The following is a 22154-nucleotide window of genomic DNA, read 5'->3' as shown; positions in this document are numbered from 1 at the left end:
GAAAAACAAAGCATAAGTGATAATCTGTTTTTAAAATTGCAATCAAAGTGTGTAATGCATAAACTCATAAGGATATGGAATATATAGATAAAGTTTAAGAACATAATCTAGCCTTTCTTATTAACAGCCAGCGTATTCATGATGAGCAAGTTGGTACTGTATATTGGCAATTAATCTCTCATTGGCTTTTTTTACAATAGCACTTGTAATCTCTGGCTTTGACATCACCCTAGCAATTGAGGGTCCCTCTTGTTTTGCAATGGGGAATTGATTTCCATCCACTCTTTGAAAAACATTACCATTCAGCTTTTTTAATTCAACACGCTTTGGAAAACTCCGATCCTTGATAAAAACATGGGCAAGATTTGTTTTTTTACAAACATTTTGTAAGCCACGCTGCGTTTTGTTCTTTTGCTTTAAAAAATTTAAGAAGTATCGGTGTTCCAGGACCAATGATATCTGTCTCAAGAAACCTTGCTGTCGCCTTTTCTTTAATATAAACACCTCTTCTTATACGCTTTATTTGGGCTGATGAGATGTCTGCAACTTGCTTTTCAGTAAAGCGTTCAACTTGTTTTGCTGCAGTGTTTAGAGCATTACGCAGAGCCCAATTAAGGCGAGGGGCTTGAAGGCTTGTGAAGGTATCTTTTGCCTGTTGAAGATACCATTTTTGGTGGATAATTAATTTCAACTTCTAAGCCTTTTTTGGGGTAGATGTTGATGGCTTGGAAGCTTTAGATTCTTTTGGTTTTTCGAGAGAGGTTTCCTCTGTTACTGTTTCAGATGATATTTGGTTGGGTTCTTTTTCTACTTGCTTAATGTGTTCAATTGTCTTGTCGGGTTTTATTTTTGTTTGAACATCAACAAAAGGTTTTACAGCATTAGCGCGCTTGAGACGTGCGTCGACTTGATTGGAAACTTCAACAAATGGATTATTGGGTGTTGATGGTTCAAAGCGAACAGTGCTTTTATTGTCTCCAACAACACACATTGGCTTAGTGATGACAGCTTTCATTATGGCTCCTTTTGAGTCATAATTAATGACATAATTAGTCAATTATTGATTTTTATTCTGTGAAAAATTAATTAGCCAGAGATAACAAGAAAACAGAGCTTTTTAGCTACGCTTCAAGTTCACATTTTGCTGAATTTTTGGGGATATTTTTGAATTTTAGACACAATACAACTAGTACAGTATCGTCATTAAATACGATTTTTTACACCATGTCAACAAAAAAATCTATATTTTTTATTTTAAAATAGAATATATAGAATTTTCTAAAACATTTTAGATTTTATAAATTATTGTGAAATTATTATAGGAGGGAAAGGCAATGACAGGTCCAGAAATATTAGATGCCATGTATATAGTATCAATGATAGTTATATCCCTCTTAACTATAGCGTTTTGTTTGCCTGCCGCCTTTTGATTTTCATTAATAGCTCGCGGATCATATGCAATTACACGCTTTTGCAAAAAAATCTAGAGTGATAAATTTTCCAGATTGAAGAGCTAAATATTAAGCTCGTGACGCGCTGCTGTTGCCAAAAAAGCAGATCTTGTTAAACCTCTCTCTTGTGCACAATTATCAATTGCACGTAAAAGCCCTCGTTCAATTGATATATTTGTGCGTATGACTTCTGAATCATTTTCAATAAAAGGAACTTGTATTAAAAAAGCTCCTTCTGACAAAGCTGTTTTGACAGATTCCCGTTGTATAACTTCTTCAAATTTTGAAGGAATAGGCACTCTAACTATATCTTCACAATAAAGTTGGAGTGCTTCTGTTGCATTTGCGATTAAATTTTCTTCTTCATCAGCAGCAGAAAAAAGTCCCTCAAAATCAGGAAACTGAACACCAAAAGCAGATTCTTCATCTTTATGAACAAGAGCAAAAAATCTTTTCATTCTTCTTCTCCTTCTTTTAACCAGCCTGCTTGTTGTGCGATAGAACGTGCTGTACCAATCGGAAGATTTTTTTTAGGATGTGGAACGATAACAACCTTATCATCTTTTTTAAATTTATGATGAGAACCTTTCACTTTGATAAGTTCAAAGCCATCATGCTTTAATTTTGCAATGATTTTTCGGCTATCTTGTTCCATTACCTAAACTCATAATGTGTAAATATATACACATTTTAATGATTTTTCATCTGATGTCAATTCTTTTTAATGGCTAAAATGCTTATGAAGCGCATTAAGAGCAATGCGCAATGAAAGCACAAGGTGTGGTAGTGATTGATCTTCTATGACAAGATACTGTAATGCGGCATGAAGGTTATATTGACGGTGTAAACATTGAGCTTCTTGAACACAACATCTTTTACAGCTAAAAGATGTTCTGTTGCCTTCTGTGCCCATTTCTCTCTTGCTCCGTTATCAGAAGTTGTAGGCATTTCATCATAAATTGCATTAGGCAATGCTTTTGCACATAGGTAATTGTTTTTCACTTCAAGATATTTTTGCGCAGCATCATATTGGTCTTGATTGATTTCGCCTTGCAAATAAAGCCGCCCAATATAGGTACCGGAAAGCGGATTTTTAGCCTCTTCTATGGTCAAGCCAAAGCGTTTGGCACGCATTTCAATTGCCAATTTATCCATGGGTTCATGCGGTGTTTTTGCTCGTGAGATGCGTCCGTTTGGTTCTCTTATGCATCCTTTTATCCGAGGACGTCCGCGTTTTGTACGTTTTTTTCTCTTTGTCATATGTTATCAATCAGAATGGGACACTATCGTTAAGAGCTGTTCTATAATCTTGAGCACCTGAAGCGATAGCATAATTTTGAGAAGTAATGGGTGAAGGGGTAGGGGATGCCGATTGATCTTTCTTTACATCAAGCAAATACAACTCGCCTTTGAATTGTGGTAAGACAATCTCTGTTGTGTAACGGTCATGCCCATTTTTATCTTGCCATTTGCGTGTTTGTAATTTGCCTTCTACGTAAATCTTTGAACCTTTGTTGAGATACTGAAGTGTAATTTTTGCTAAATGTGGATTAAAAATCACCATGGAATGCCATTCTGTTTTCTCTACTTTTTGATTGGTTTTTTATCTGTATAGCTCTCAGAAGTCGCTATACTAAAATTGACTATTTCTGCTCCAGAATTCATTGTTTTGCTTTCGGGATTAGCACCAAGGCGCCCGATTAACGTCACTTTATTTAGCATGTTTTTTCTTACCTTAAATTTGTATTTTAATACATAGAAAACCTTAACATTATTTGCTTATTTTTTCAATTATTTCAGTTTATTAATAACAGTTTTTTAAGTATTACATTATAATATTATTTGACAAATTATTCATCAAAAAAACATGTCACACAAATGGCACGGCTTTCTTATTTCTGCTTTTAACGTTTCAATAAATATCCTTTCATTAAGAGTCTGTATCAAACTTTTTTGTTCGATTTATTGTTGACTATCGAACCTTTTTGTGCGATATTCATTTTATAAAGTAAAGGGGGAGGCTAAATGAAACGAGAAGCACTGCTTAGAGAATTACGTAAAGAAGCCAGAAATAGAGGCATTCATTACAGTGAAGCTCCTGATGCAGGCAAAGGGTCATATTATTTGGTAACTTTTGGAGACAAGACAACCGTTATAAAATCTGGTGAATTGACCCCACTTTACGTGAAAATAATAAAAAAGCAGTTGAGGGTATGAGTTACTCTCTCAATGGCTTTGATTTTTCGTTTTAAAAGCATTTCGATTATGGCGAGGATACCTAAACATGGAATACACTTATCAAGCAAAACTGGAATCTGATCCAGACGGTGGTTTTATTGTAACCTTTCCAGATGTACCAGAAGCAATAACAGCTGGAGAAAATAGAGCAGAGGCATTAGAGAATGCTGTTGAAGCTTTAGCTTTAGCATTACGGAGCTATTCTATGCGCGGTTTGCCTTTACCAATGCCACAACAGTATAAAGACCTTGTAGAGGTTACTGTAGATGCATGGAATGTTCTTAAACTTGCAGTGGTAGAAGCCTTTAATGAAGCGAATATCACAAAAACAGAATTGGCTAATCGTTTGGGTAAAAAAGAAACAGAAGCAAGACGCATTCTTGATCCAAATTATCCAACTAAGCTTCAAACATTAGAGCAAACACTGAGTGTTCTTGGAAAGAAAGTCGTTATTACAATCAAAGATGCAACCTAATTTCTTCTCCACTTAAAAGCTGGGAAGATGATCATACTTCTTTTAAACTTAAGCAGCTTTTAATAGATCTTCTAAAACTCATATTGCTTCTACAATTAAAATTTTATAGCCTCCACCTTTCACTTGAATGATTCTAAAAGACACGAGATATTTGAGATACAAACTACCTACTTCATAATCACTGAGATAACTTAGATAGTATCTATCGCCCATAAGACTATAAACGTTGTAATTGTGTTAGCTTTATGAATACCATTAACTTCCTTTCTTATAAATATGAAATAGATACAGACTCAAAATTAGTTAATACAAATTGTATCGATAAATTTTTGCAGGAAGGAACGTATACTCTTACCGTGAAGAATCAATGTGCTACCTTAACAATTGAAAAACTTTTTGTGGAATCAAGTACCTACTATTGGGTTTATGTTTTAACAGGAGAAGAAAGTCCTTATAATCCTGAAGTGATTGATTCCGAAAATGGCTTTCAAAGCGTTCCTAACCCGCGTTCTAAAAAACAAATTGAACAAAATGAACAATATTTTGGAGTTTTGATTCCTACAAAATTCATTCTTTTTTCTTCAAGTAAAAAGCTAAACCAATGCTTGCAGTCACACTACAAAGAAAATTTCAAGGAAGAAATTAATATTTTACCTGAGCTTATTGATAAGCAAGATTTCGAAAAAAAATTGCATTCAATTAAAGAAATAAAACTAAAATATAAAAAACAAAAACAATTAGAACTTTTTGGAAAGCAATCAGCAAAATGCTTAGTGGAGTTGGCTAAAGATTCTCTTGATGCATTTCCCACTGATGATGTTACTGAAATAGAACTCAGCTTAGATATCAAATTTAAAGAAGAAAATAATTTAAGGGAATATTTGTGGAATTTTTTAAAAAAAGATAAAAAAAATCCTATATTGCACAAATTAAATTTTGTGGGAGATACATATGATAAGTTCGATGTAATATTTAATACTGAGAGTTTTCAGCATAGAATCCGTATTAAATCATCTAAAGATGATAATGGCAGATATAATAAAGATTTTGTAAAAAAAGAATTGATATTTGAAATCGGAAATTTCACTGTGGCTTTATAATGGAACACTGCAGTGTAAGGATAGATATATTTATTAAATTGCGTGTATACAACATAAGAAAGAGTACACGGCATAAAAAATAATACCAAAGTACAATGTTTAAATACCAAATAGCAATATCTGAGTACCACATTATGGTATCTAATGAAAAAGGAAATTTGTGTTCCACATACCTAAAAATGACAGGCAAAGAAACAGTTTCTTTATAACTATTTGGGAAAATTAAAACGACAAGCGCTAAAATTATTATATTTAAGAGTCGGTGCATATATTGTTGTAAATCACGTGTTAGTTTCACCCAACCCGTTGTACCATCATCTTTATATTTTGGGTTGTTCTGCAACTCAGAAGGAATATTAGAATTGCATAAAATTGCAAAAATAGTTGTTACTATTATCAAACCAACAGATGCGAATGTCAAAATACCCTGAATAAAGTCAATATTTTTTTTAATTCCTGAAAAACATAAAAATATAAAAACTATAATGCCAAACAAGGCTCTTAGTTGCTTATCTGTAAACATACTCATTTCCTGTGAAAAAATTATGATTTCAATTTTTTAAATTATTTTCTGATAGAAGGCACAAACTACCTTTAGTTTTTTCGCGTTTGCTTTCCTTTTAATAGCAACGTCTTCTATTGCATCCAGTTGCTTTTAGTTAACCTCATCTATTATTTATCTATAGTTGATGATCGCTTTAAGTACTAAGATCCTCTAACCTTTCATAAAGATTAAAGAAACACTCTGTTATTTCAAAAATACACGAAAGAACTTAATGACTGCTGCAATATTTTTTTACATTGATACTAGCTATTTATGTTTTTTAAACAAATATCTTGAAATTTTCACATCCTAAAATTCTTAATTTGTATTAAAGGATTCACTTAGTTTATAAATTTGGTACTGCATACAATTTTAGGAAAGTATTATACCTTAAAAAAAATTTTTAGTCACTCTTAAAACGCATATCTAATCGTAAAATGATCACCACTTTTCACTATTTTGCTAACCTGCAATGTTTTTCACTGTTCCTCCAATACCATTTAAAGTTTCTTCAAGCTCTTGCTTGTGAACAAGCGTTAGTCGTCTAAAGTGCTCTTTCGCTGTTTTTTCTTTGAGTGTTTTCTCACGTGTATTTTAATTGCTCTACGTACACTTTCGGCTTTTGAAAGAAGGTTATTTTCTACTGTCTGGCAATAAGCTAAAAGCTCTCCACAAATTGGCATAAATGTTTTTGATATCCCCATTGCTTGACCAGTTACGATATCTTCGACGCCCTTTTTCAGAGCATATGCTGAAATCCGTTCCAGCATCATGCTATAGGAAAGGATAACGGCTTTGGAATCTGTGTTCGCAGGGACTTCATGCTTGAGAGTAGGAAAGAAGCTTGCTCAATTTGCTTAACTGAAGCTTTCACAGAGAGCAACGATTGTAGACGATTGCAAGCATCTAAGGTTTGCGCCTCCTCCTGTTTCGTCAATGTATTCCCAGTTTTCAAAGTCAATGGATACCCCGGACTGATCATTTCCATAATGACCACCTAACCGTTTCTCCTGTTCTAATCTTGCTTTTTTCTGTGCTAAAAAAAAACACTTTGGATGTGTAACCCAATTGCACCCAGTCCTTTGCCAATCTCGTTTGTTTGCACTTTTTACCTGGGTTTGCTATCCAGTAATTTGTGAACCGTTCAAATTCTGACACTGCCTCATGATGCGTTAATCCTTGATCGATTGCGTATTGCAAATTAGGTTCAAAATCCGCAGGTAAGAGAAACCCATATTTTGACCTAGTCCGCTTCGCTTTTTTGGGAACGTTCTTTTGCTCGTGAATGGGAGGTTGGTTTTCTACACCCGTTGTGATTTGCTTTGGTTGGCTTTCGCAAGCATGAACCTCTGTTGGCTCGTCAATCTGTTCGTTTGTTTCTAAACTTTCAGAACAAATTTCTTTTTTTCTAAAACGATAGTTTAGTTTTTTTATTATATATGTTATTGTTAATGACATCATTAAGCATTGCTTGTGTATTGCTAGAATCCTCACAAGCATCATGCTTAGCATCTTGATCATCACTAATTGTTTTTGCTTTATGATGTTTTGCCCATTTTGCTTGCGCTGCCTTCTGTGCTCTCTGAAAATTTATTTAAATTTTCGTTTGAGTTATTGAGTTCTTCCTCAACATCTGAATTTCACAAACGACCATCTTCTAAGCAAATGATGTGTCCAAATCTAAATAAATAATCTAATGCCTTTTGAAATCTTTTTACTGAACAACAAGTAAAATGAGATAATATTTGTGAATCATTCAAAAGAGGTTCACGCGTGTGTAACATTCTTATCCGCAACTTCACATAAACATTGACTTCCATAGGCGGTAAATCAGAAAGTTTAAATAGCCATTGGTCTGTATTAAGTCTCGTCCATGGTATTTTACTGGACATGTATACCCCCCTTCTTTCTTTAAATATAAAATTGCTAAAGAGTCTGCTTCGTTGTCGTCTTTAGGCACATGTCTTTGGAACATATCGCCCAGCCTGTCTTTGTCCCTAGATCAAGACAGAAAATCGTGTTAGTCATTTGCTATTCCATTTAAAAATATTTTTACAAAGCCGTTCGACGGTAATTATTATTCGAAATAAAGGTGGAAAATGCCTGATAATGGTGTGCTTCAAAATACAAACAATCAAGTAAACAACATTCCACTGCAACCTTTGTTTATTACATCTTGTTATGAAGAGTTTGCTGATGATATTGCATGGTTTAATTTTCACAATATAGCTCCCTTTGATATTAAATTACATTCTGTTTCTGGTGTTTACTGTCGGAAACCATGTAGTGATATTAACTGGGAACATACTAATTCTTGGCCTGAAGTATTTCTTTCTGTTGGTCAATTTAATGCGCCTTCTTTACCTTATTGCCATAATATCGAAGATAGAATTCATTTTATAAGCCCACCTGAAGTACCTGCGTCGAAAGTATTATTGTCTATAAATATTCCAGCCCATACAAAATGTTTTGCTATCATAGGTATACAATTTGGGGCCGATATTGATAGAACATATGGGGCTTCTGTTAAACTTACTTTTCAATTTTCTCCAACTTATGATTTCACAAAAATTTTTAATGCTAATATTTTTTTAGAACGTATATTTCCCCTAAAGAAGAAGCCAAACGAATCCAATCATCATGGAATGAAATGGAGGCTGCAACAGATCGATTAAAAGCATATCAATTACGAAGCGCTTCATCTAATATGCAGACCGCTTATTATGCTTCTCGAATAATCCCTGAAATTTCTCTTGGAAAGCTTGTGTGTTACCGTGTACCTCTAAGTACAACTTTGATCCTAAAGCATTTTTAGCTATTAAATGGTTATTTTCATCAAAAGAAAAATTCCAATCAGAATTACTAAAAACAATTGTACAACCATCTGGAAAACCTATTGCATGTATTAAATCTTCTGAAGAGCTAAAAGTATAACGTGGTGGTTTTTTCATTTCCTCCCCTTATGGTTGATGCGTATTTATATGTGCGCTATGGCAGAGCGCGTAGTTATAAGTTTTGAAAAATTGGATTAACTCAATTCAGACACACATTGCACGCATCTTATTAATTTGATTTCTTCTTTTCTTTTTTCGATGAGTTTATCCCTTAAGAAATCAAGCCTATTTTTGACTAAGACTATAAACAAGATCAGCTCATTTAAGCAATAAAAAGATGATAACTCTTGAGAAAAATAATTACCAAACCAAGTTGTAGTTGTAAAAGCTTGCGTAAACACAGATAAAAACCATTGATTAAAATCATCGTACGGCAATAACGGAAAATATTTTCTATCATCACGCGCAAAGATACTATGCAGCATATAGACAAAACAACCTGTTGATGAGGGATCTATGCTTATTTCAAAACATGCATCTTGAGGCGAAAGGACACCATAATATATGTTTTCCTGTCCAATCTTATTAACAAGATCAATCAACTGGACTTTGCTTATAGTGATCTGTGAGACATCTACTATCTCTGATCTTTCTTCTTTAAGAGTGTGAATGGTGCTGTTGATGTTCATTATTATCTGTAGGGGCAGCAATAAAAGCAGAATGTGAAGATAATTTAGAATCACATGATTGCGTCCTATAAAAAAACGAGAAAAAGTCTTCTGCCTTAATCGGTGCTCCAATTCTTTTAGCTTTATTCAAAAGAATTGGGATATGTTTTGTCGGAATTCTCCCACCAGTTCCGCCTTTTGATACAGGACGGAGCCAGACGTACATGCGTGTTCTATGAACCCCAAGCAACTGAGATACTCTACGAACCCCACCTAATAAATTTATTATTTCCGAAAATTGTTTCATAAGTCATATTGTGGCTTATTTAGGTACAATATCAATAGAAAATGTAACGAAAATCACAAAAGATTTTTTTTCTAACAAAGATATAATGGAAACCATGAATAACATTATGAAAATTTGGCTAAGTGAAGCCTTACAAGAATCTGGATTATCTCAATCATAGCTTGCCAGACAACTAAGTGAGAAGGTACATCGCCCTATCTACCGCTCTGCAGTCAATAAAATGCTGACAGGTGAACGAGGAATAAGTGCACAAGAAGGTATAGCAATTGAGGAAATCACGAAATACCCACTTCCACGAAAAAAAACTATACTCTTAATGGGATATGTAGGAGCAGGTTCAGAAATTATCCCCTATGAAGATGGTTGGCTTGAAGAAGTGGAAATGCCTCCGTATATTACAAAGGATACATACGCAGTAAAAGTTGAAGGCGATTCAATGGAACCTTTCATTGAAGATAAATCCATTTTATTTTATTCAGAAAACATTTCTCCAAGTTTACTTCTTAATAAAAAAGCAATTGTCTATACGCAAGATGGACGTTGTTTTGTCAAAATAATAAAGCAAGGTAGTAAGCCTGGTTTATTTAATTTAGAGAGTTTAAATAGGTTGTATCCAGAAATAAAAGATATTGCATTAAGTTGGGCTGCTCCTATAGACTGGATAAAACCACCGAGATTTTAAAATAGTTAAATCATATGAGCATAATTTTCTTCTTATCGTATATTTCTGTTAAGGAGAGAATTATGCAAATATTTGCAAAATAATCGATTAGAATATTAAAATTCAATGTAATTAGTATTACTAAAGCTCTAGCTATTCTAAACATATACCCCTTTTTTAGTAATTACAGTTTTAATTTTCTAAGTGAATTTTTATATTTATGTAAAAATTTCTAAAATCGGTACATATGTATTAACATATGTTCTTAAATACACTACATTGGTATCCATAAACCACACACAAACAATTGCCAAGAGGCGTTGGGGAGGAGAAATTATGGAAAATCCAATTCTTATAAATTCCGATGAAATTTTATTAGTTGTCTATAATAATGATCAAAACATTGGTCGGTCAGGACCACTGGATGAAAGCCAAATTCTAAGCATTGTTGATGAGGTAGATGATGCAATCCAAATCTTTCGCATCAATCCTTCTGAAAAGAACTGTGAAGACATTTCTGAAGAGATCGCAGAAGCATATGTAAAAGAAAATATCGAACGTCTCTATGAGGATAGTGAGGTTCATTATTTTATATGAGAAAGTGATGTTACAATAAACTTTTAGGCGAGATCGCAGACGAAAAATATAATGATGAGATTTACGGTACTTACGAACAACAACACCGTTTGCGTCCTTGTGATGTGCTTTAGAAATTCTAAAGGGCGCTTTTAAATGTGCCCCCTTTAATCCATCAATAATTGATTAGAGTAAACTTATGAATACACATGATAATGATAGTGAAGGATATCTCATACCTGAAAACGAGGTAGACAACAAAATCGGTTATGTCCAAATGGTCAATGCCCATGTAATGCATAGGCACTTACATTTGAAATAAGATTTTTCCACTTGGTTTAATGATTGTGTTGAAAAGCTTGATCTAAAAGAAGGCGTGGATTTTGTTTTTACAAAACAAGAATGGAACAGACAGAAGATTTGTCCAAAATCTGAAATAGAAACAGATAAAACCGATAATCATTACTTCAAAATTTACGCAGCAAGGAAAATCGCTAAAGCAGAGCGCCATAGAAACTATGGCAGAATATTATGCCAAAACTTGTGTTTTCATTAATTTAGGAAGTGATGATGAAAAGCCTTATTGTAACATCTGAAAAATATGAACTTTTTGAAAGGAGTTCATCATGAATACTCTCATAGAGATTAAAGAACAAGCCATTGATAAGGAAATTGTTCAGACAGTAAATGCACGTGATCTGCATACATTCTTAGAGGCAAAACGTGACTTTTCCAATTGGATTAAGGACCGTATTACCAGATACAATTTTATAGAAGGACAAGATTTTATAAAAACACAAGATTTGCGGTCACCAAATTTGGCGAGCGCAAAATCTAGAGCTGTTATCGCAATTAATTACCATCTCACTTTGGAAATGGCAAAAGAACTTTCCATGGTAGAGCGTAATGAAAAAGGTAAACAAGCCCGTCAATATTTTATTGAATGTGAACGGCGTGCAAAGAAACCTTTAGACCTTGCAAACGCTTTAGAAGACCCTCTCTTTGTGAAAAACTGCTTTTAGAAAGCGTCACACAATTAGAGACCTTAAAAAGCGAAGTGAATACCCTTAAACCAAAGGCAATGGCTCTTGAAAGCTTACAGCGTCATAATGGACTCTTCGGTCTTACAGAAGCTGCTAAAATACTCGAGATGCAATCAAAACAGTTCATTCTCTTCTTACAGAAAAAAGGTTGGGTTTACAGACGAGCAGCAGGTGGAAATTTGCTTTCTCATCAAGACAAAATCCAAAAGAAACTTATGGATTGTCCAACTATCACACTTCAAACCGCAAGTGGAATAGAAAAGGTCATTCCTTTGCGCAAAAATCACAGCAAAAGGAATTGGTGTGCTGTCTCAAGAGCTTAAAAGACAAAGCATGCATTAAGAGGAGGTTATTATGATAAAAAAGAAATACGAACTGACTGATGAGACAATTAAAGTTGATAGAATAACGCTTTGCCGTATCCGTGCATTAAAAGACTTTGGAGATGTTAAAAAAGGTGATCTTGGTGGCTGGGTAGAGAGTGAAAGAAATCTTAGCCATGATAACAATTGCTGGATTGGTGGTGAGGCATGGGTTTATGATGATGCCGAAGTTTATAATAACGCAAAAGTTGGTGGTAATGCCATAGTAGCTGGCAAAACAGCATTTTATGGAAGTGATGCTATCTTAAGGTAGGGGCAAAAATCATGGAAAAAAAATACGAACTGACTGATGAAAAAACTGAAGTTAATGACAAAACACTCCGCCGCATTCGTGCATTGAGAGATTTGGGGGATGTCAAGAAAGGTGATCTTGGCGGCTTTATAGAGAATGAAGACAATCTAAGTCATGATGGCAATTGCTGGGTAGGCGATGATGCAAAAGTCTATGGTTATGCCAAAGTTTTTGGTGATGCTTATATTGATAACATTGCTGATATTTACGAAAATGCATGTGTTTTTGCCAATGCACAAATCTACGAAAATGCACAAGTTTCCGGTGGTGCATTTATTAATGGAAATGCTAAAATTTATGACAGTCCATTGATTTCCATCAGAGCAAAAGTTGGGGGAAATGCCAAAATCTATGGTTATGCATTTATTCATGGAAACGCAGAGATCATCAATGATGAAATCATCACAACGGGCGAGAGGCAATAAACCATGGAAAAAAATACGAACTACTAATCTTATAGTATCTCTATAAGCCGTTTCTAACAACCAAACAATATTTTTAAACACAAGCGTGATTCACGCCACGGGGAAATTGCGCGCAGTGGAGGAAATCAAGATGAGTGAACTAAGTACCACACAAACGGAATTAGTGAAAAAAACGAACGATTGTGAAATCAAACCTACAGCTATGGAGCTTATTTTAGAAAGAGCTTTAGAAAATGATGTTGATCTGGAACGTCTCAAGAGCCTTCTCGAATTGCGAGAAAAGGAGATAAAACGACAAGAGCGCCAAAATTTTGTCCGTGATCTTTCGGCTATGCAAATGGAATACAAAAATATCGAACAAAACGCCATTAATACACATACTAAAAGCTCTATACAACGCTTGATAAATATATTGATGCTATCAAAGAACCTCTTGCAAAACATCACTTTGCCTTGTTCTCTCGTATCAAAGACCAGAGTTCAAATGACATAACTGTAGAAATGACTTTAAAGCATATATCAGGCAATGAAATATCAACAGAAGGAACATTTCCTTTTGACGCTACAGGGAGCAAAAATAACATACAAGCGGTTTGTTCTACTCTCACCTACGCACGTAGATATCTCTTAGGCATGCTTCTTAATGTTGCAAGAAAAGAAGACGATACAGATGGAATAACGCTTCTTGCGGGTATCTCTCCTGAACAGATGAATAAAATCAAAGAATTAATTAAAAAAACACAATCTGAAGAAAGTAGGCTTCTCTCTTTCATAGGAGTAAAAAATCTAACAGATATGTCTTATAAACAAGCACAAACCGCTTTGTTTTCTTTGAAAAAAAAGCAACGAAAGCAAATGAATAAAGCACAACAAAAGCAATTAGATGCACCTATACAAGATGCCGATATAGCAACGCCACACGAACAGGGAACGGCGGTGTGAGATGGAACAAAGAACAGCAGAATGGTTTCAAGCGCGCTTAGGTAAAGTCACTGCTTCAAACGTTTACAACGTACTCAGTAAGACAGCAAAAGGTTTGCCTACAAGCAAATATGAAGATTACAAAACGAAACTCATGGCAGAACGCTTAATAGAGGAAATAAGCCAATCTTATACAACACCTGCTATGCAATGGGGCATTGAACATGAAGAGAATGCCTTAAGAGAATATGAATTCATTTATGACACCAATGTCATAAGATGCGGGTTTATCCCACACCCCAAAATGGAAATGGCGGGGGCTAGTCCTGATGGGTTTATTGGAGAGGACGGTTTAATCGAAGTCAAATGTCCACAATCAACCACGCATCTTCGTTTTTTTATTTATGACGAAATCAAGCCTGAATATATCGCACAGATGCAATTCCAAATGGCATGCACTGGACGAAAATGGTGTGATTTCATGAGCTATAATCCAAACTTTGTAGGCAAATCTACTGGTTTGAGAATGAAAATCAAACGCATCCTCCGCGATGAGGAACACATTGAAGAGATTAATAAAGCGGTCGAAATCTTTTTAGGGGAAATAGAACAAGAGATGCAAAAGATTTTGACAAAAGCTGCTTAAACCTATGGGGGTGCTCTCTCCTCCCAGCACTCCCACCCATTTAATAATATAAAAAAGAGAAAGGTAATGAGATGATATTTGATGATGGAGATAGATATGTAACGACACGTGAGTGTGCACAGCTTTTTAGTGTATCTACAACAACGATTCGCAATTGGGTGCTTCAAGGAGAGTTTCCCCAACCTTATAAGCTGGGAAGAGCAGTGAGATGGAGAAAAAAGAGATCTTAGACTTCACTCCAAAGAAAAATAAGGAGCAAATAAGAACAAATTAGGTAAAATTATATAAACTGTAGAAGGTGGTCTAAAAGGTGGTCTGAAAATAGCTATTTAAAGAAAAAAACTATATATTTCAATATTTTAAACACAAAAAGTGGTGCCCAGACGCGGATTCGAACCACGGACACGCGGATTTTCAGTCCGCTGCTCTACCAACTGAGCTATCTGGGCATGCTTCAAAAAAACATAAAGCGTTTGCGGTTATAACATTAAAATTTTCTCTGTCCAGTCATCAAAAGAAAAATAATTGATTTTTTAATAAGTTTACCTCCCTATTCTAGAGCGTTATCAATGAATCTTTATCATAAAATAAATTTGATAGGTATATTGGACACTTTAGTGTATTGTTATTAGAATGCTGTCTTATCGTGGTGGTGATACGAAAAAAATTAAAAGAATCGATCGAGAAGAATGATTAAGAAAGATTTTTTTATAAAGTTTCCCTAAATTTTAAGCATACGAAATAAGAGACAACATTTTTGACTTTTTTCTAAAAAGATTATTGATTAGTCTTTATAATAATTTGTTTTTCTTTATAAAGAAAGAAAAACATCTAAAAGGGGAGAAATAATGATAATGTTACAAAAACCAAGTAATCGTCCCAATAATACTAATTTTTCTTCAGGCCCTTGTAGCAAACGGCCTGGTTGGACTCTTGATGTTCTTAAAAATGCATTAGTTGGGCGTTCACATAGATCTAGAGAAGCAGAATTAAAACTTGCTGAAGTTGTTAATTTAACCCGTGAGATTCTTGAGGTTCCTTCTGATCATCGTATAGGAATTATGCCAGGATCAGATACCGGTGCTGTTGAGGCTGCTCTATGGTCTCTATTAGGTGAGCGTGGCATTGATATGGCAGCGTGGGAAAGTTTTGGGTTTGGGTGGAATAAAGATGTTGTCGAGCAATTAAAGCTTTCTGATGTGCGTCGTTTTGAAGCTCCTTATGGTGAAATACCAGATTTAACACAACTTGACTTTGATCGGGATGTTGTTTTTACATGGAATGGGACAACTTCTGGTGTGCGTATTCCTAATGCGGATTTCATTCCGCATAAGCGGGCTGGATTGACCATTTGTGATGCAACATCGGCAGCTTTTGCGCAATATCTTGATTTTTCAAAATTAGATGTTGTTACTTTTTCATGGCAGAAAGTTTTGGGAGGTGAGGCTGCACATGGTATGGTGATTTTAAGTCCTCGTGCTGTTGAGAGGCTTGAGAATCATGTTCCAGCTTGGCCTATGCCCCAACTTTTCTATATGACAAAAAATGGAAAATTGAACGAAGATATTTTTAAAGGAAAGATCATCAATACACCTTCTATGCTTTGTGTTGAGGATTTCCTTGATGGGTTGAAGTGGGCAAAATCTCTAGGAGGTGCAGCGGCATTAAGAGCAAGGGTTGAGAAAAATTTTTCTGTACTTGATGCTTTTGTTCGCAAAACGCCATGGTTAGAATATTTGGCAAAAGATCCTGAAGTGCGTTCTAACACCGCTATTTGTTTAGATATTGTGGATCCAGTGATTACTGCTTTGGATACGGAAAAGCGAGTATCTTTTATAAAAGCGGTTGTGAAGCGTCTTGATGAGGAAGGGGTTGCTTATGATATCGGTTCGTATCGCGATGCTCCTCCTGGGCTTCGAATTTGGGCGGGTATAACAATTGAGGCTTCCGATCTTGAAATTTTAACACAATGGCTTGAGTGGGCGTTCCAAGTTGAAAAAGCACAGCTTTAAATAATTACTGTTGATTTTCACAACGTGTTTTTAAACAAAAAAGGATACGAGAGATTATGATGATCTTTCGTATTCTTGTATCAGACAAACAGCCTCTAAATATTACATGAATTGTAAAAGATTAAGACGGGGAATGAATGCTTTGTCAGGTGTTGGATACGCACAAATTAAAATCTCTAATGTTTTTACTTTTTGTAGCGAAAATGACAGATTTAAAATATTTGGGTATTTGCTTATCTTTATTATCATAAATTTGAAAATTTAATCACTTGAAGATTGAGAAAAATCTGAAATGAGGAGTCGCACTTGCTCTAAGGTTTCGTTATAAAGAAGAGTTTGTTTTTGAATGCTGGTTTTTTTGACCAAACACGACGGAGAAAGTTATGGCCAATGTAGTTGTTGTCGGTACACAATGGGGTGATGAAGGCAAAGGTAAAATTGTAGATTGGTTGTCTGAGCGAGCAGATATCGTGGTGAGATATCAGGGGGGGCATAATGCTGGCCATACATTGGTTGTTGATGGAGTCAGTTATAAATTATCACTTTTACCGTCTGGTTTAGTGCGTGGCAAGTTATCAATTATTGGTAATGGTGTTGTTGTTGACCCTCATCATTTTGTTGCAGAAGTAAAAAAACTATGTAATCAGGGTGTAAAAATCACACCAGAAATTTTGCGTATTGCTGAAAATGCTCCTTTGATTCTTTCTTTGCATCGTGATCTTGATGCAATTCGAGAAAGCGGTTTATCTGGTTTAAAGATTGGTACAACAAAGCGCGGTATTGGACCGGCTTATGAAGATAAGGTGGGACGTCGTGCTATCCGAGTGATGGATTTAGCAGAAAAAGATACACTTATGGCTAAGATTGAGCGGCTTTTGAGGCATCATAATGCTTTGCGTCGTGGGATGGGTGTTGCAGAGATTGATTCTCGAGCACTTTATGATGAATTGATGCAAGTTGCGGATAAAATTTTGCCCTTTATGGATTGTACGTGGCGTCTTTTAGATGAAGGTTATCGAGGAGGGAAACACATTCTTTTTGAAGGTGCGCAAGGTGCTTTATTAGATAATGATTTTGGAACTTATCCTTATGTAACGTCATCTAATACAGTTGCTGGGCAAGCATGTACAGGTTCGGGGATGGGACCTGATGCAATCCATTATGTTTTGGGTATTGCAAAAGCTTATACTACACGCGTTGGAGAAGGGCCGTTCCCGACAGAGCAGATAAATGATATTGGTGAATTTCTGGGAGTGCGTGGACATGAATTTGGTGTTGTAACGGGTCGAAAGCGTCGATGTGGTTGGTTTGATGCTGTCTTAGTACGTCAGATGGTAACAATTTGCGGTGTTCAAGGTATAGCATTGACAAAACTTGATGTTTTAGATGGTTTGGATGAAATAAAAATTTGTATTGGTTATGAGCTTGATGGTAAAAGGATTGATTATTTACCTTCTTCCATGGGAGCTCAGGATCGGGTGAAGCCTATTTATGCAACATTAGAAGGTTGGAAGGAAGAAACAGCACATGCATTGAGGTGGGAAGATTTACCAGTGCAGGCTATTAAATATATACGCTATATTGAAGAACTGATTAATACAAAAGTGGCTTTATTATCCACAAGTCCAGAGCGTGAAGATACTATTCTTATTACGGATCCCTTTGTTAATTGATTATTGTTTTTAGATTTCTATATATGTTCTCTGTTCGTTTTTGTATCTTTTTACAAAAAAAGTTTTTAAGAGCACGTAAAAGAAAGGTGCAAAATAGCATTGTTTATTTTTCATATTCATTTTACATTATTGCAATAGTTGTACCAATATTAAATGGCAACCAATTTAGAAGGCTAAAATAAAGTTTTTTGGCTTTACTATTGATTTTTTCTCAGTTTAAGAGAGATTATAGAGGAAATGGTAGATTTCGTTGGAATCTTAAAAAAGACAATTAATGCACAAAATAATATTACACCACAAGTGCGTAAGCGGATTTATAAGCGGGCTACCGAAACACTAGAACATCAATTTGTAACAGCAAAAATACCACAAGCAATAGCGGATGAACAAAGAAAGATTCTTCAAAGTTCTATTGCAACTGTTGAAGGAGAATATTTAGCAGTTGAAAAGAAACGGCTTTCTTCAGTTATTGGTTGGAATCCCACAAATATAAATGAAGATAAGAAATATACAAAAAAAACTATATTACCAAAGAATAATGAATTGTCAGAGGTAAACATAAAAAGAAAGCAAGATTTTGTTACACGTTCAAAGGATAACAAGGTATTTGTTGAGCTTTGTGTATCAGATATACCAGATGCAGAGCCTGTTAATATGGAGGCTGATGTGCCTTCTCAGCATGTTAATAGCAGTGTGTTAAAGATTTCTCCTTCGCAGGAAGATAATCCGCATATTGTTTCGCACATTTTTTCTCAGGCTTTACGTCGTGCTAATAAATCGTTAGTGCAAAGGCGTATTGTGATAAGTGCTGTTTCTGTTGTTAGTTTTGTTGTTTTACTTGTTGGTATTTTTTTTGTTGGTGAGCGTGTATTTGTATCAAATGATCATCAGTTTTTAGAAGAAAATCTTCAAGCTTCTCACAGAGTACCAAAGGCATTTCCAATTAAGAGAAAGTTAACACAACGCTTATTAGAGGATGGAAGTGAAATTGATGTTGGTTTAAAACAAGCGATAGATTCTTCGGATGAAGAAGTATTCTCAACAGTTGTTGATAGCAATTTGCAATCGCTTGAAACATCAGGTGAAGCTGTTTTCTATCAAGCACGTACAAATTATGATGCAGAAAAGATAGCAACGGGAAGTGCTCGCTGGACACTTATAAAAGAGTCTCAAGTGAAGGGGTCTCCAGAAGAAACAACTATACAAGGTGATATAACAATTCCTGATGAAGGGATATCATTACGGTTAATTTTACGTCGTAATACCGATCAGTCATTTCCTGCTTCATATATTATGGACCTTATTTTTATTCTTTCGGATAAATTTTCAGGTAAAGCTATAAGCAATGTTCAAGCATTAACCTTTAAAGCAAGTGAACAATCCATTGGACAGGCTTTAACAAGAACCATTGCTGCAAAGATTAACGATGACTTTTTTCTTGTCGCATTGAGTGGAAATCATCCATTTCTTGATCGAAATTTACAATTGATGCGAGAATTAGATTGGATGCGTTTGGTGTTAACGGATAAAAACGGGCGTATAAGTGAATTAACCTTTGCAAAAGGACCAACAGGTAAGTCTATTTTTAATGAAGTTATTGGACAATGGCTTGCACAACAAGATAAGTTAACAGTTCTTGGTCAACAAAATAAAACATAGATGCAAAAAAATAAACGGCTGTGAAGAATTTTCTACGACCGTCTTTATCAATTATATACCAAATATATTCAATAAAGCTTTACATATCAATAACTTAAAGAATTCTATAGGCTAATTTACAAGTATAAAGCCAAGGCATGCTTTTTTTCATTTTCACATTTAAAGAATGTGCAAACCATTGGCTTTATACTTAACTCTAGGTTTTATACTTGACTTTGAGATAAAGTAGAATCTTTGATAGAGTTTTGCACTTTTTCAAATGCACGCATTTCAATTTGTCTTACTCGTTCTCGACTAATATTAAATTCACCAGAGAGTTCTTCTAGGGTTAGTGGTACATCGTTTAAACGACGCGCTTTAAATATACGCTTTTCGCGTTCATTGAGATTGTCCATGGCATTTATGAGCATGGAACGGCGATTTTCTAATTCACTTTTTTCAATCAAAATTTGTTCTTGATCGTTAGATTCATCCACCAACCAATCTTGCAACTCACTGTTTTCCCCTTCTTTTGTTCGAATTGGTGCGTTGAGTGAAGTGTCACCACCAAGCCTACGATTCATTGATACAACTTCATCTTCTGTGACATTCAACTGGGTTGCAATTTCTTTCACTTGTTCTGCATTGAGATCACCACTATCAAGTGCTTGAAGTTTACTTTTTAACTTACGAAGGTTGAAAAACAAACGCTTTTGATTAGCTGTTGTCCCCATTTTCACCAAACTCCAAGAGCGCAATACATATTCTTGGATTGACGCTTTAATCCACCATATTGCATAGGTTGCAAGACGAAAACCCCGCTCTGGTTCGAAACGTTTAACAGCTTGCATGAGTCCAACATTGCCTTCTGAAATGACTTCCCCAATGGGAAGTCCGTAGCCCCGATATCCCATCGCGATTTTAGCTACGAGACGCAAATGGCTGGTTACTAGCCTATGCGCAGCTTTTAGATCATTATGCTCACGGTAACGCTGAGCTAACATATACTCTTCCTTTGGCTCAAGCATTGGAAAACGACGCACTTCTTCCAAGTAACGGTTTAAACCACCATCACCTGTCATTACTGATAATAAATTCATATGGGCCATATAGCACCCTCCTTTTGTCTGAATTCCCTGATAAGGCAAATTCTATGTTTTAGATAGCTAACTATCCTCATAACCTCACTCTAGCATATTTTTCAATTTTGTTCAAAAAAAGATATTTTATTGTGAAATCTTGAGAAGGGGAAAAGTTTCAATTCATTTTTTTAAAAAGCTCAATAAGTTTAGCCATATCTTGAGGCAGTGGTGCGGAAAACGACATAACTTTACCGGTAGAAGGATGTTCAAAAGTAAGACTTGCAGCATGGAGTGCATGTCGGTTGAATTGATCGATTGCATTTCTAATAGTGGGGTTGAATATGTTTGATTTTGTTTTAAAAGCGTTTCCATAAACTGTATCGCCTATGAGTGGATGCCCTATATGAGTCATATGAACACGGATTTGATGGGTGCGTCCAGTTTCCAAGCGACATTCCAGAAGGCTAGCAAAAGATGTTGAGTCTGCATGAGAGCCATATTTTTCAAGCAGAGAAACATGTGTAACAGCATGACGAGCATAAGGGTTTTGGTTATGGATGACAGCTTGCTTTGTCCGGTTATAGGGCGAACGGCCAAGTGATGCATCAATTGTCCAGACATTGCGCTGAGGTGTTCCCCAAATCAAGGCATGGTAGCGTCGATCTAATGCGCAGGTACGTCCATGATCAGAAAATTGAGCACTGAGACTTTTATGAGCTAGATCATTTTTTGCAACAACCATAACACCGCTTGTATTTTTATCAAGACGATGGACAATACCAGGGCGTTTAACACCACCTATACCAGATAAACTATTCCCACAGTGGTAAATAAGGGCATTAACCAATGTACCGGTCCAATTTCCATTCCCAGGATGAACAACAAGACCAGCTGGTTTGTTAATAACAATGATATGATCATCTTCAAAAAGAATGTCCAATGCAATGGCTTCAGCGCTAGGTTCTGCATCACGAAGGTCCGGCATTTCCAATTCAATTATTTGGTTAGGTTTTAATTTTGTTTTTGGTTCCTTTATGAATTGACCATCAATTTTAAGACAGCCTTCACGGATGAGGGTTTGCAAACGCGAACGTGAGAGCACATCATGATATTGTTTTGCGAGCCACTGATCAAGACGTTGCCCAAGAGCACCTTCATCCGTTATTTTCTGTATTACCATACGAT

Annotated in this window: 22 protein-coding genes, 1 tRNA gene and 8 pseudogenes; 16 read left to right on the top strand and 15 right to left on the bottom strand. The window is 35.5% G+C overall.

Annotated features, from left to right (window positions below; all coding sequences use genetic code 11):
- Positions 1-120: 120 nt before the first annotated feature.
- The 6 genes and pseudogenes from ACFINR_RS01550 to ssb all read right to left on the bottom strand — a co-directional run bounded on the left by ACFINR_RS01550 (position 121) and on the right by ssb (position 3173).
- Positions 121-691 (bottom strand): annotated as a pseudogene (locus ACFINR_RS01550) (hypothetical protein).
- A 3-nt stretch (positions 692-694) separates the two neighbouring features.
- Complete coding sequence (locus tag ACFINR_RS01545) at positions 695-1015, bottom strand: hypothetical protein (RefSeq protein WP_375652360.1); 321 nt, start codon at positions 1013-1015, stop codon at positions 695-697.
- Positions 1016-1513: 498 nt separating this feature from the next.
- Positions 1514-1909, bottom strand: a complete 396-nt coding sequence (locus ACFINR_RS01540) for a type II toxin-antitoxin system HicB family antitoxin (protein ID WP_375652359.1) — start codon at positions 1907-1909, stop codon at positions 1514-1516.
- Positions 1906-2106 (bottom strand): type II toxin-antitoxin system HicA family toxin, encoded by a 201-nt coding sequence (locus ACFINR_RS01535; RefSeq protein WP_375638821.1) that lies wholly within the window; start codon positions 2104-2106, stop codon positions 1906-1908. The genes ACFINR_RS01540 and ACFINR_RS01535 overlap by 4 nt, the downstream gene beginning before the upstream one ends.
- 66 nt (positions 2107-2172) lie before the next feature.
- Positions 2173-2711: pseudogene (locus tag ACFINR_RS01530) on the bottom strand (hypothetical protein).
- Positions 2712-2721: 10 nt separating this feature from the next.
- A pseudogene (gene ssb, locus ACFINR_RS01525) lies at positions 2722-3173 on the bottom strand (single-stranded DNA-binding protein).
- A 303-nt stretch (positions 3174-3476) separates the two neighbouring features.
- Between ssb and ACFINR_RS01520 the strand changes: the two are divergent.
- The 3 genes from ACFINR_RS01520 to ACFINR_RS01510 all read left to right on the top strand — a co-directional run bounded on the left by ACFINR_RS01520 (position 3477) and on the right by ACFINR_RS01510 (position 5264).
- Positions 3477-3668: a hypothetical protein gene (locus ACFINR_RS01520; RefSeq protein ID WP_375610932.1), complete on the top strand. Its 192-nt coding sequence runs from the start codon at positions 3477-3479 to the stop codon at positions 3666-3668.
- 67 nt (positions 3669-3735) lie between these two features.
- A complete protein-coding gene (locus tag ACFINR_RS01515; RefSeq protein WP_375610933.1) occupies positions 3736-4164 on the top strand; it encodes a type II toxin-antitoxin system HicB family antitoxin in 429 nt (142 codons plus the stop codon).
- A gap of 245 nt (positions 4165-4409) precedes the next feature.
- Positions 4410-5264 (top strand): hypothetical protein, encoded by an 855-nt coding sequence (locus ACFINR_RS01510; protein WP_375610934.1) that lies wholly within the window; start codon positions 4410-4412, stop codon positions 5262-5264.
- Here ACFINR_RS01510 and ACFINR_RS01505 read toward each other — a convergent pair.
- The 3 genes from ACFINR_RS01505 to ACFINR_RS01495 form a co-directional block, all read right to left on the bottom strand.
- A complete protein-coding gene (locus ACFINR_RS01505) occupies positions 5248-5787 on the bottom strand; it encodes a hypothetical protein (protein WP_375610935.1) in 540 nt (179 codons plus the stop codon). The two genes, ACFINR_RS01510 and ACFINR_RS01505, sit on opposite strands and share 17 nt — an antisense overlap.
- Before the next feature lie 999 nt (positions 5788-6786).
- On the bottom strand, positions 6787-7269 hold the full coding sequence (locus ACFINR_RS01500; RefSeq protein ID WP_375652358.1) for a hypothetical protein: 483 nt from the start codon (positions 7267-7269) through the stop codon (positions 6787-6789).
- A 179-nt stretch (positions 7270-7448) separates the two neighbouring features.
- On the bottom strand, positions 7449-7700 hold the full coding sequence (locus tag ACFINR_RS01495; RefSeq protein ID WP_375638815.1) for a hypothetical protein: 252 nt from the start codon (positions 7698-7700) through the stop codon (positions 7449-7451).
- 207 nt (positions 7701-7907) lie between these two features.
- On the opposite strand from ACFINR_RS01495, the gene ACFINR_RS01490 reads away from it, so the two are divergent.
- The gene (locus tag ACFINR_RS01490; protein WP_375638813.1) at positions 7908-8483 is read left to right on the top strand and encodes a hypothetical protein; all 576 of its coding nucleotides are present in this window, start codon (positions 7908-7910) and stop codon (positions 8481-8483) included.
- 27 nt (positions 8484-8510) lie between these two features.
- Here the strand turns inward: ACFINR_RS01490 and ACFINR_RS01485 are convergent, their stop codons facing one another.
- From ACFINR_RS01485 to ACFINR_RS01475, 3 genes are all read right to left on the bottom strand, one after another.
- On the bottom strand, positions 8511-8759 hold the full coding sequence (locus ACFINR_RS01485; RefSeq protein ID WP_375638811.1) for a hypothetical protein: 249 nt from the start codon (positions 8757-8759) through the stop codon (positions 8511-8513).
- Positions 8760-8836: 77 nt separating this feature from the next.
- Positions 8837-9244: a hypothetical protein gene (locus tag ACFINR_RS01480; RefSeq protein ID WP_375652357.1), complete on the bottom strand. Its 408-nt coding sequence runs from the start codon at positions 9242-9244 to the stop codon at positions 8837-8839.
- Between the two features lie 55 nt (positions 9245-9299).
- Positions 9300-9617, bottom strand: coding sequence for a hypothetical protein (locus ACFINR_RS01475; RefSeq protein WP_375632673.1), 318 nt, complete (start codon positions 9615-9617; stop codon positions 9300-9302).
- Between the two features lie 220 nt (positions 9618-9837).
- Between ACFINR_RS01475 and ACFINR_RS01470 the strand changes: the two genes are divergently transcribed.
- The 9 genes and pseudogenes from ACFINR_RS01470 (at position 9838) to ACFINR_RS01430 (ending at position 14838) form a co-directional block, all read left to right on the top strand.
- Entirely contained in the window at positions 9838-10299 is a 462-nt protein-coding gene (locus ACFINR_RS01470; protein WP_375652356.1) for a helix-turn-helix transcriptional regulator, read from the top strand.
- 315 nt (positions 10300-10614) lie between these two features.
- Positions 10615-10988 (top strand): annotated as a pseudogene (locus tag ACFINR_RS01465) (hypothetical protein).
- A gap of 65 nt (positions 10989-11053) precedes the next feature.
- A pseudogene (locus ACFINR_RS01460) lies at positions 11054-11410 on the top strand (antA/AntB antirepressor family protein).
- Positions 11411-11480: 70 nt separating this feature from the next.
- A pseudogene (locus ACFINR_RS01455) lies at positions 11481-12239 on the top strand (antA/AntB antirepressor family protein).
- Positions 12240-12251: 12 nt separating this feature from the next.
- A complete protein-coding gene (locus ACFINR_RS01450) occupies positions 12252-12533 on the top strand; it encodes a hypothetical protein (protein WP_375652355.1) in 282 nt (93 codons plus the stop codon).
- Between the two features lie 11 nt (positions 12534-12544).
- Entirely contained in the window at positions 12545-12997 is a 453-nt protein-coding gene (locus tag ACFINR_RS01445) for a hypothetical protein (protein WP_375652354.1), read from the top strand.
- Positions 12998-13127: 130 nt separating this feature from the next.
- A pseudogene (locus tag ACFINR_RS01440) lies at positions 13128-13939 on the top strand (ERF family protein).
- A 1-nt stretch (position 13940) separates the two neighbouring features.
- The gene (locus tag ACFINR_RS01435; RefSeq protein ID WP_375652353.1) at positions 13941-14564 is read left to right on the top strand and encodes a lambda exonuclease family protein; all 624 of its coding nucleotides are present in this window, start codon (positions 13941-13943) and stop codon (positions 14562-14564) included.
- A 71-nt stretch (positions 14565-14635) separates the two neighbouring features.
- Positions 14636-14838 (top strand): annotated as a pseudogene (locus ACFINR_RS01430) (helix-turn-helix transcriptional regulator).
- Between the two features lie 99 nt (positions 14839-14937).
- Here the strand turns inward: ACFINR_RS01430 and ACFINR_RS01425 are convergent.
- Positions 14938-15013: transfer RNA gene (locus ACFINR_RS01425), tRNA-Phe, on the bottom strand.
- Between the two features lie 399 nt (positions 15014-15412).
- On the opposite strand from ACFINR_RS01425, the gene ACFINR_RS01420 reads away from it, so the two are divergent.
- The 3 genes from ACFINR_RS01420 to ACFINR_RS01410 all read left to right on the top strand — a co-directional run bounded on the left by ACFINR_RS01420 (position 15413) and on the right by ACFINR_RS01410 (position 19908).
- Positions 15413-16576: a phosphoserine transaminase gene (locus ACFINR_RS01420; RefSeq protein ID WP_375613717.1), complete on the top strand. Its 1164-nt coding sequence runs from the start codon at positions 15413-15415 to the stop codon at positions 16574-16576.
- Positions 16577-16959: 383 nt separating this feature from the next.
- A complete protein-coding gene (locus ACFINR_RS01415) occupies positions 16960-18249 on the top strand; it encodes an adenylosuccinate synthase (RefSeq protein WP_375613716.1) in 1290 nt (429 codons plus the stop codon).
- 237 nt (positions 18250-18486) lie between these two features.
- Positions 18487-19908, top strand: a complete 1422-nt coding sequence (locus tag ACFINR_RS01410; protein ID WP_375613715.1) for a hypothetical protein — start codon at positions 18487-18489, stop codon at positions 19906-19908.
- A gap of 203 nt (positions 19909-20111) precedes the next feature.
- Here the strand turns inward: ACFINR_RS01410 and rpoH are convergent, their stop codons facing one another.
- Positions 20112-20996 (bottom strand): RNA polymerase sigma factor RpoH, encoded by an 885-nt coding sequence (rpoH, locus tag ACFINR_RS01405; protein ID WP_375618560.1) that lies wholly within the window; start codon positions 20994-20996, stop codon positions 20112-20114.
- Between the two features lie 148 nt (positions 20997-21144).
- Positions 21145-22149 carry an RluA family pseudouridine synthase gene (locus tag ACFINR_RS01400; protein ID WP_375629611.1) on the bottom strand — a complete coding sequence of 335 codons (1005 nt, stop codon included), beginning with the start codon at positions 22147-22149 and terminating at the stop codon, positions 21145-21147.
- Positions 22150-22154 lie beyond the last annotated feature (5 nt).

Source organism: Bartonella sp. AP19HLJMH (assembly GCF_042196245.1).
Taxonomy (GTDB): Bacteria; Pseudomonadota; Alphaproteobacteria; order Rhizobiales; family Rhizobiaceae; genus Bartonella.
This window is presented reverse-complemented; position numbering and strand designations above follow the sequence as displayed.

What these genes read in the sequence shown, in the direction of transcription:
- ACFINR_RS01445 (WP_375652354.1), top strand. Translation starts at nt 12,545, where the DNA reads ATGGAAAAAAAATACGAACTGACTGATGAAAAAACTGAAGTTAATGAC.
- ACFINR_RS01495 (WP_375638815.1), bottom strand. Translation starts at nt 7,700, where the DNA reads ATGTCCAGTAAAATACCATGGACGAGACTTAATACAGACCAATGGCTA.
- ACFINR_RS01500 (WP_375652358.1), bottom strand. Translation starts at nt 7,269, where the DNA reads ATGATGTCATTAACAATAACATATATAATAAAAAAACTAAACTATCGT.
- ACFINR_RS01470 (WP_375652356.1), top strand. Translation starts at nt 9,838, where the DNA reads ATGCTGACAGGTGAACGAGGAATAAGTGCACAAGAAGGTATAGCAATT.
- ACFINR_RS01410 (WP_375613715.1), top strand. Translation starts at nt 18,487, where the DNA reads ATGGTAGATTTCGTTGGAATCTTAAAAAAGACAATTAATGCACAAAAT.
- ACFINR_RS01520 (WP_375610932.1), top strand. Translation starts at nt 3,477, where the DNA reads ATGAAACGAGAAGCACTGCTTAGAGAATTACGTAAAGAAGCCAGAAAT.
- ACFINR_RS01400 (WP_375629611.1), bottom strand. Translation starts at nt 22,149, where the DNA reads ATGGTAATACAGAAAATAACGGATGAAGGTGCTCTTGGGCAACGTCTT.
- ACFINR_RS01510 (WP_375610934.1), top strand. Translation starts at nt 4,410, where the DNA reads ATGAATACCATTAACTTCCTTTCTTATAAATATGAAATAGATACAGAC.
- ACFINR_RS01485 (WP_375638811.1), bottom strand. Translation starts at nt 8,759, where the DNA reads ATGAAAAAACCACCACGTTATACTTTTAGCTCTTCAGAAGATTTAATA.
- ACFINR_RS01535 (WP_375638821.1), bottom strand. Translation starts at nt 2,106, where the DNA reads ATGGAACAAGATAGCCGAAAAATCATTGCAAAATTAAAGCATGATGGC.
- ACFINR_RS01505 (WP_375610935.1), bottom strand. Translation starts at nt 5,787, where the DNA reads ATGTTTACAGATAAGCAACTAAGAGCCTTGTTTGGCATTATAGTTTTT.
- ACFINR_RS01415 (WP_375613716.1), top strand. Translation starts at nt 16,960, where the DNA reads ATGGCCAATGTAGTTGTTGTCGGTACACAATGGGGTGATGAAGGCAAA.
- ACFINR_RS01450 (WP_375652355.1), top strand. Translation starts at nt 12,252, where the DNA reads ATGATAAAAAAGAAATACGAACTGACTGATGAGACAATTAAAGTTGAT.
- ACFINR_RS01540 (WP_375652359.1), bottom strand. Translation starts at nt 1,909, where the DNA reads ATGAAAAGATTTTTTGCTCTTGTTCATAAAGATGAAGAATCTGCTTTT.
- rpoH (WP_375618560.1), bottom strand. Translation starts at nt 20,996, where the DNA reads ATGGCCCATATGAATTTATTATCAGTAATGACAGGTGATGGTGGTTTA.
- ACFINR_RS01475 (WP_375632673.1), bottom strand. Translation starts at nt 9,617, where the DNA reads ATGAAACAATTTTCGGAAATAATAAATTTATTAGGTGGGGTTCGTAGA.
- ACFINR_RS01490 (WP_375638813.1), top strand. Translation starts at nt 7,908, where the DNA reads ATGCCTGATAATGGTGTGCTTCAAAATACAAACAATCAAGTAAACAAC.
- ACFINR_RS01545 (WP_375652360.1), bottom strand. Translation starts at nt 1,015, where the DNA reads ATGAAAGCTGTCATCACTAAGCCAATGTGTGTTGTTGGAGACAATAAA.
- ACFINR_RS01515 (WP_375610933.1), top strand. Translation starts at nt 3,736, where the DNA reads ATGGAATACACTTATCAAGCAAAACTGGAATCTGATCCAGACGGTGGT.
- ACFINR_RS01420 (WP_375613717.1), top strand. Translation starts at nt 15,413, where the DNA reads ATGATAATGTTACAAAAACCAAGTAATCGTCCCAATAATACTAATTTT.
- ACFINR_RS01435 (WP_375652353.1), top strand. Translation starts at nt 13,941, where the DNA reads ATGGAACAAAGAACAGCAGAATGGTTTCAAGCGCGCTTAGGTAAAGTC.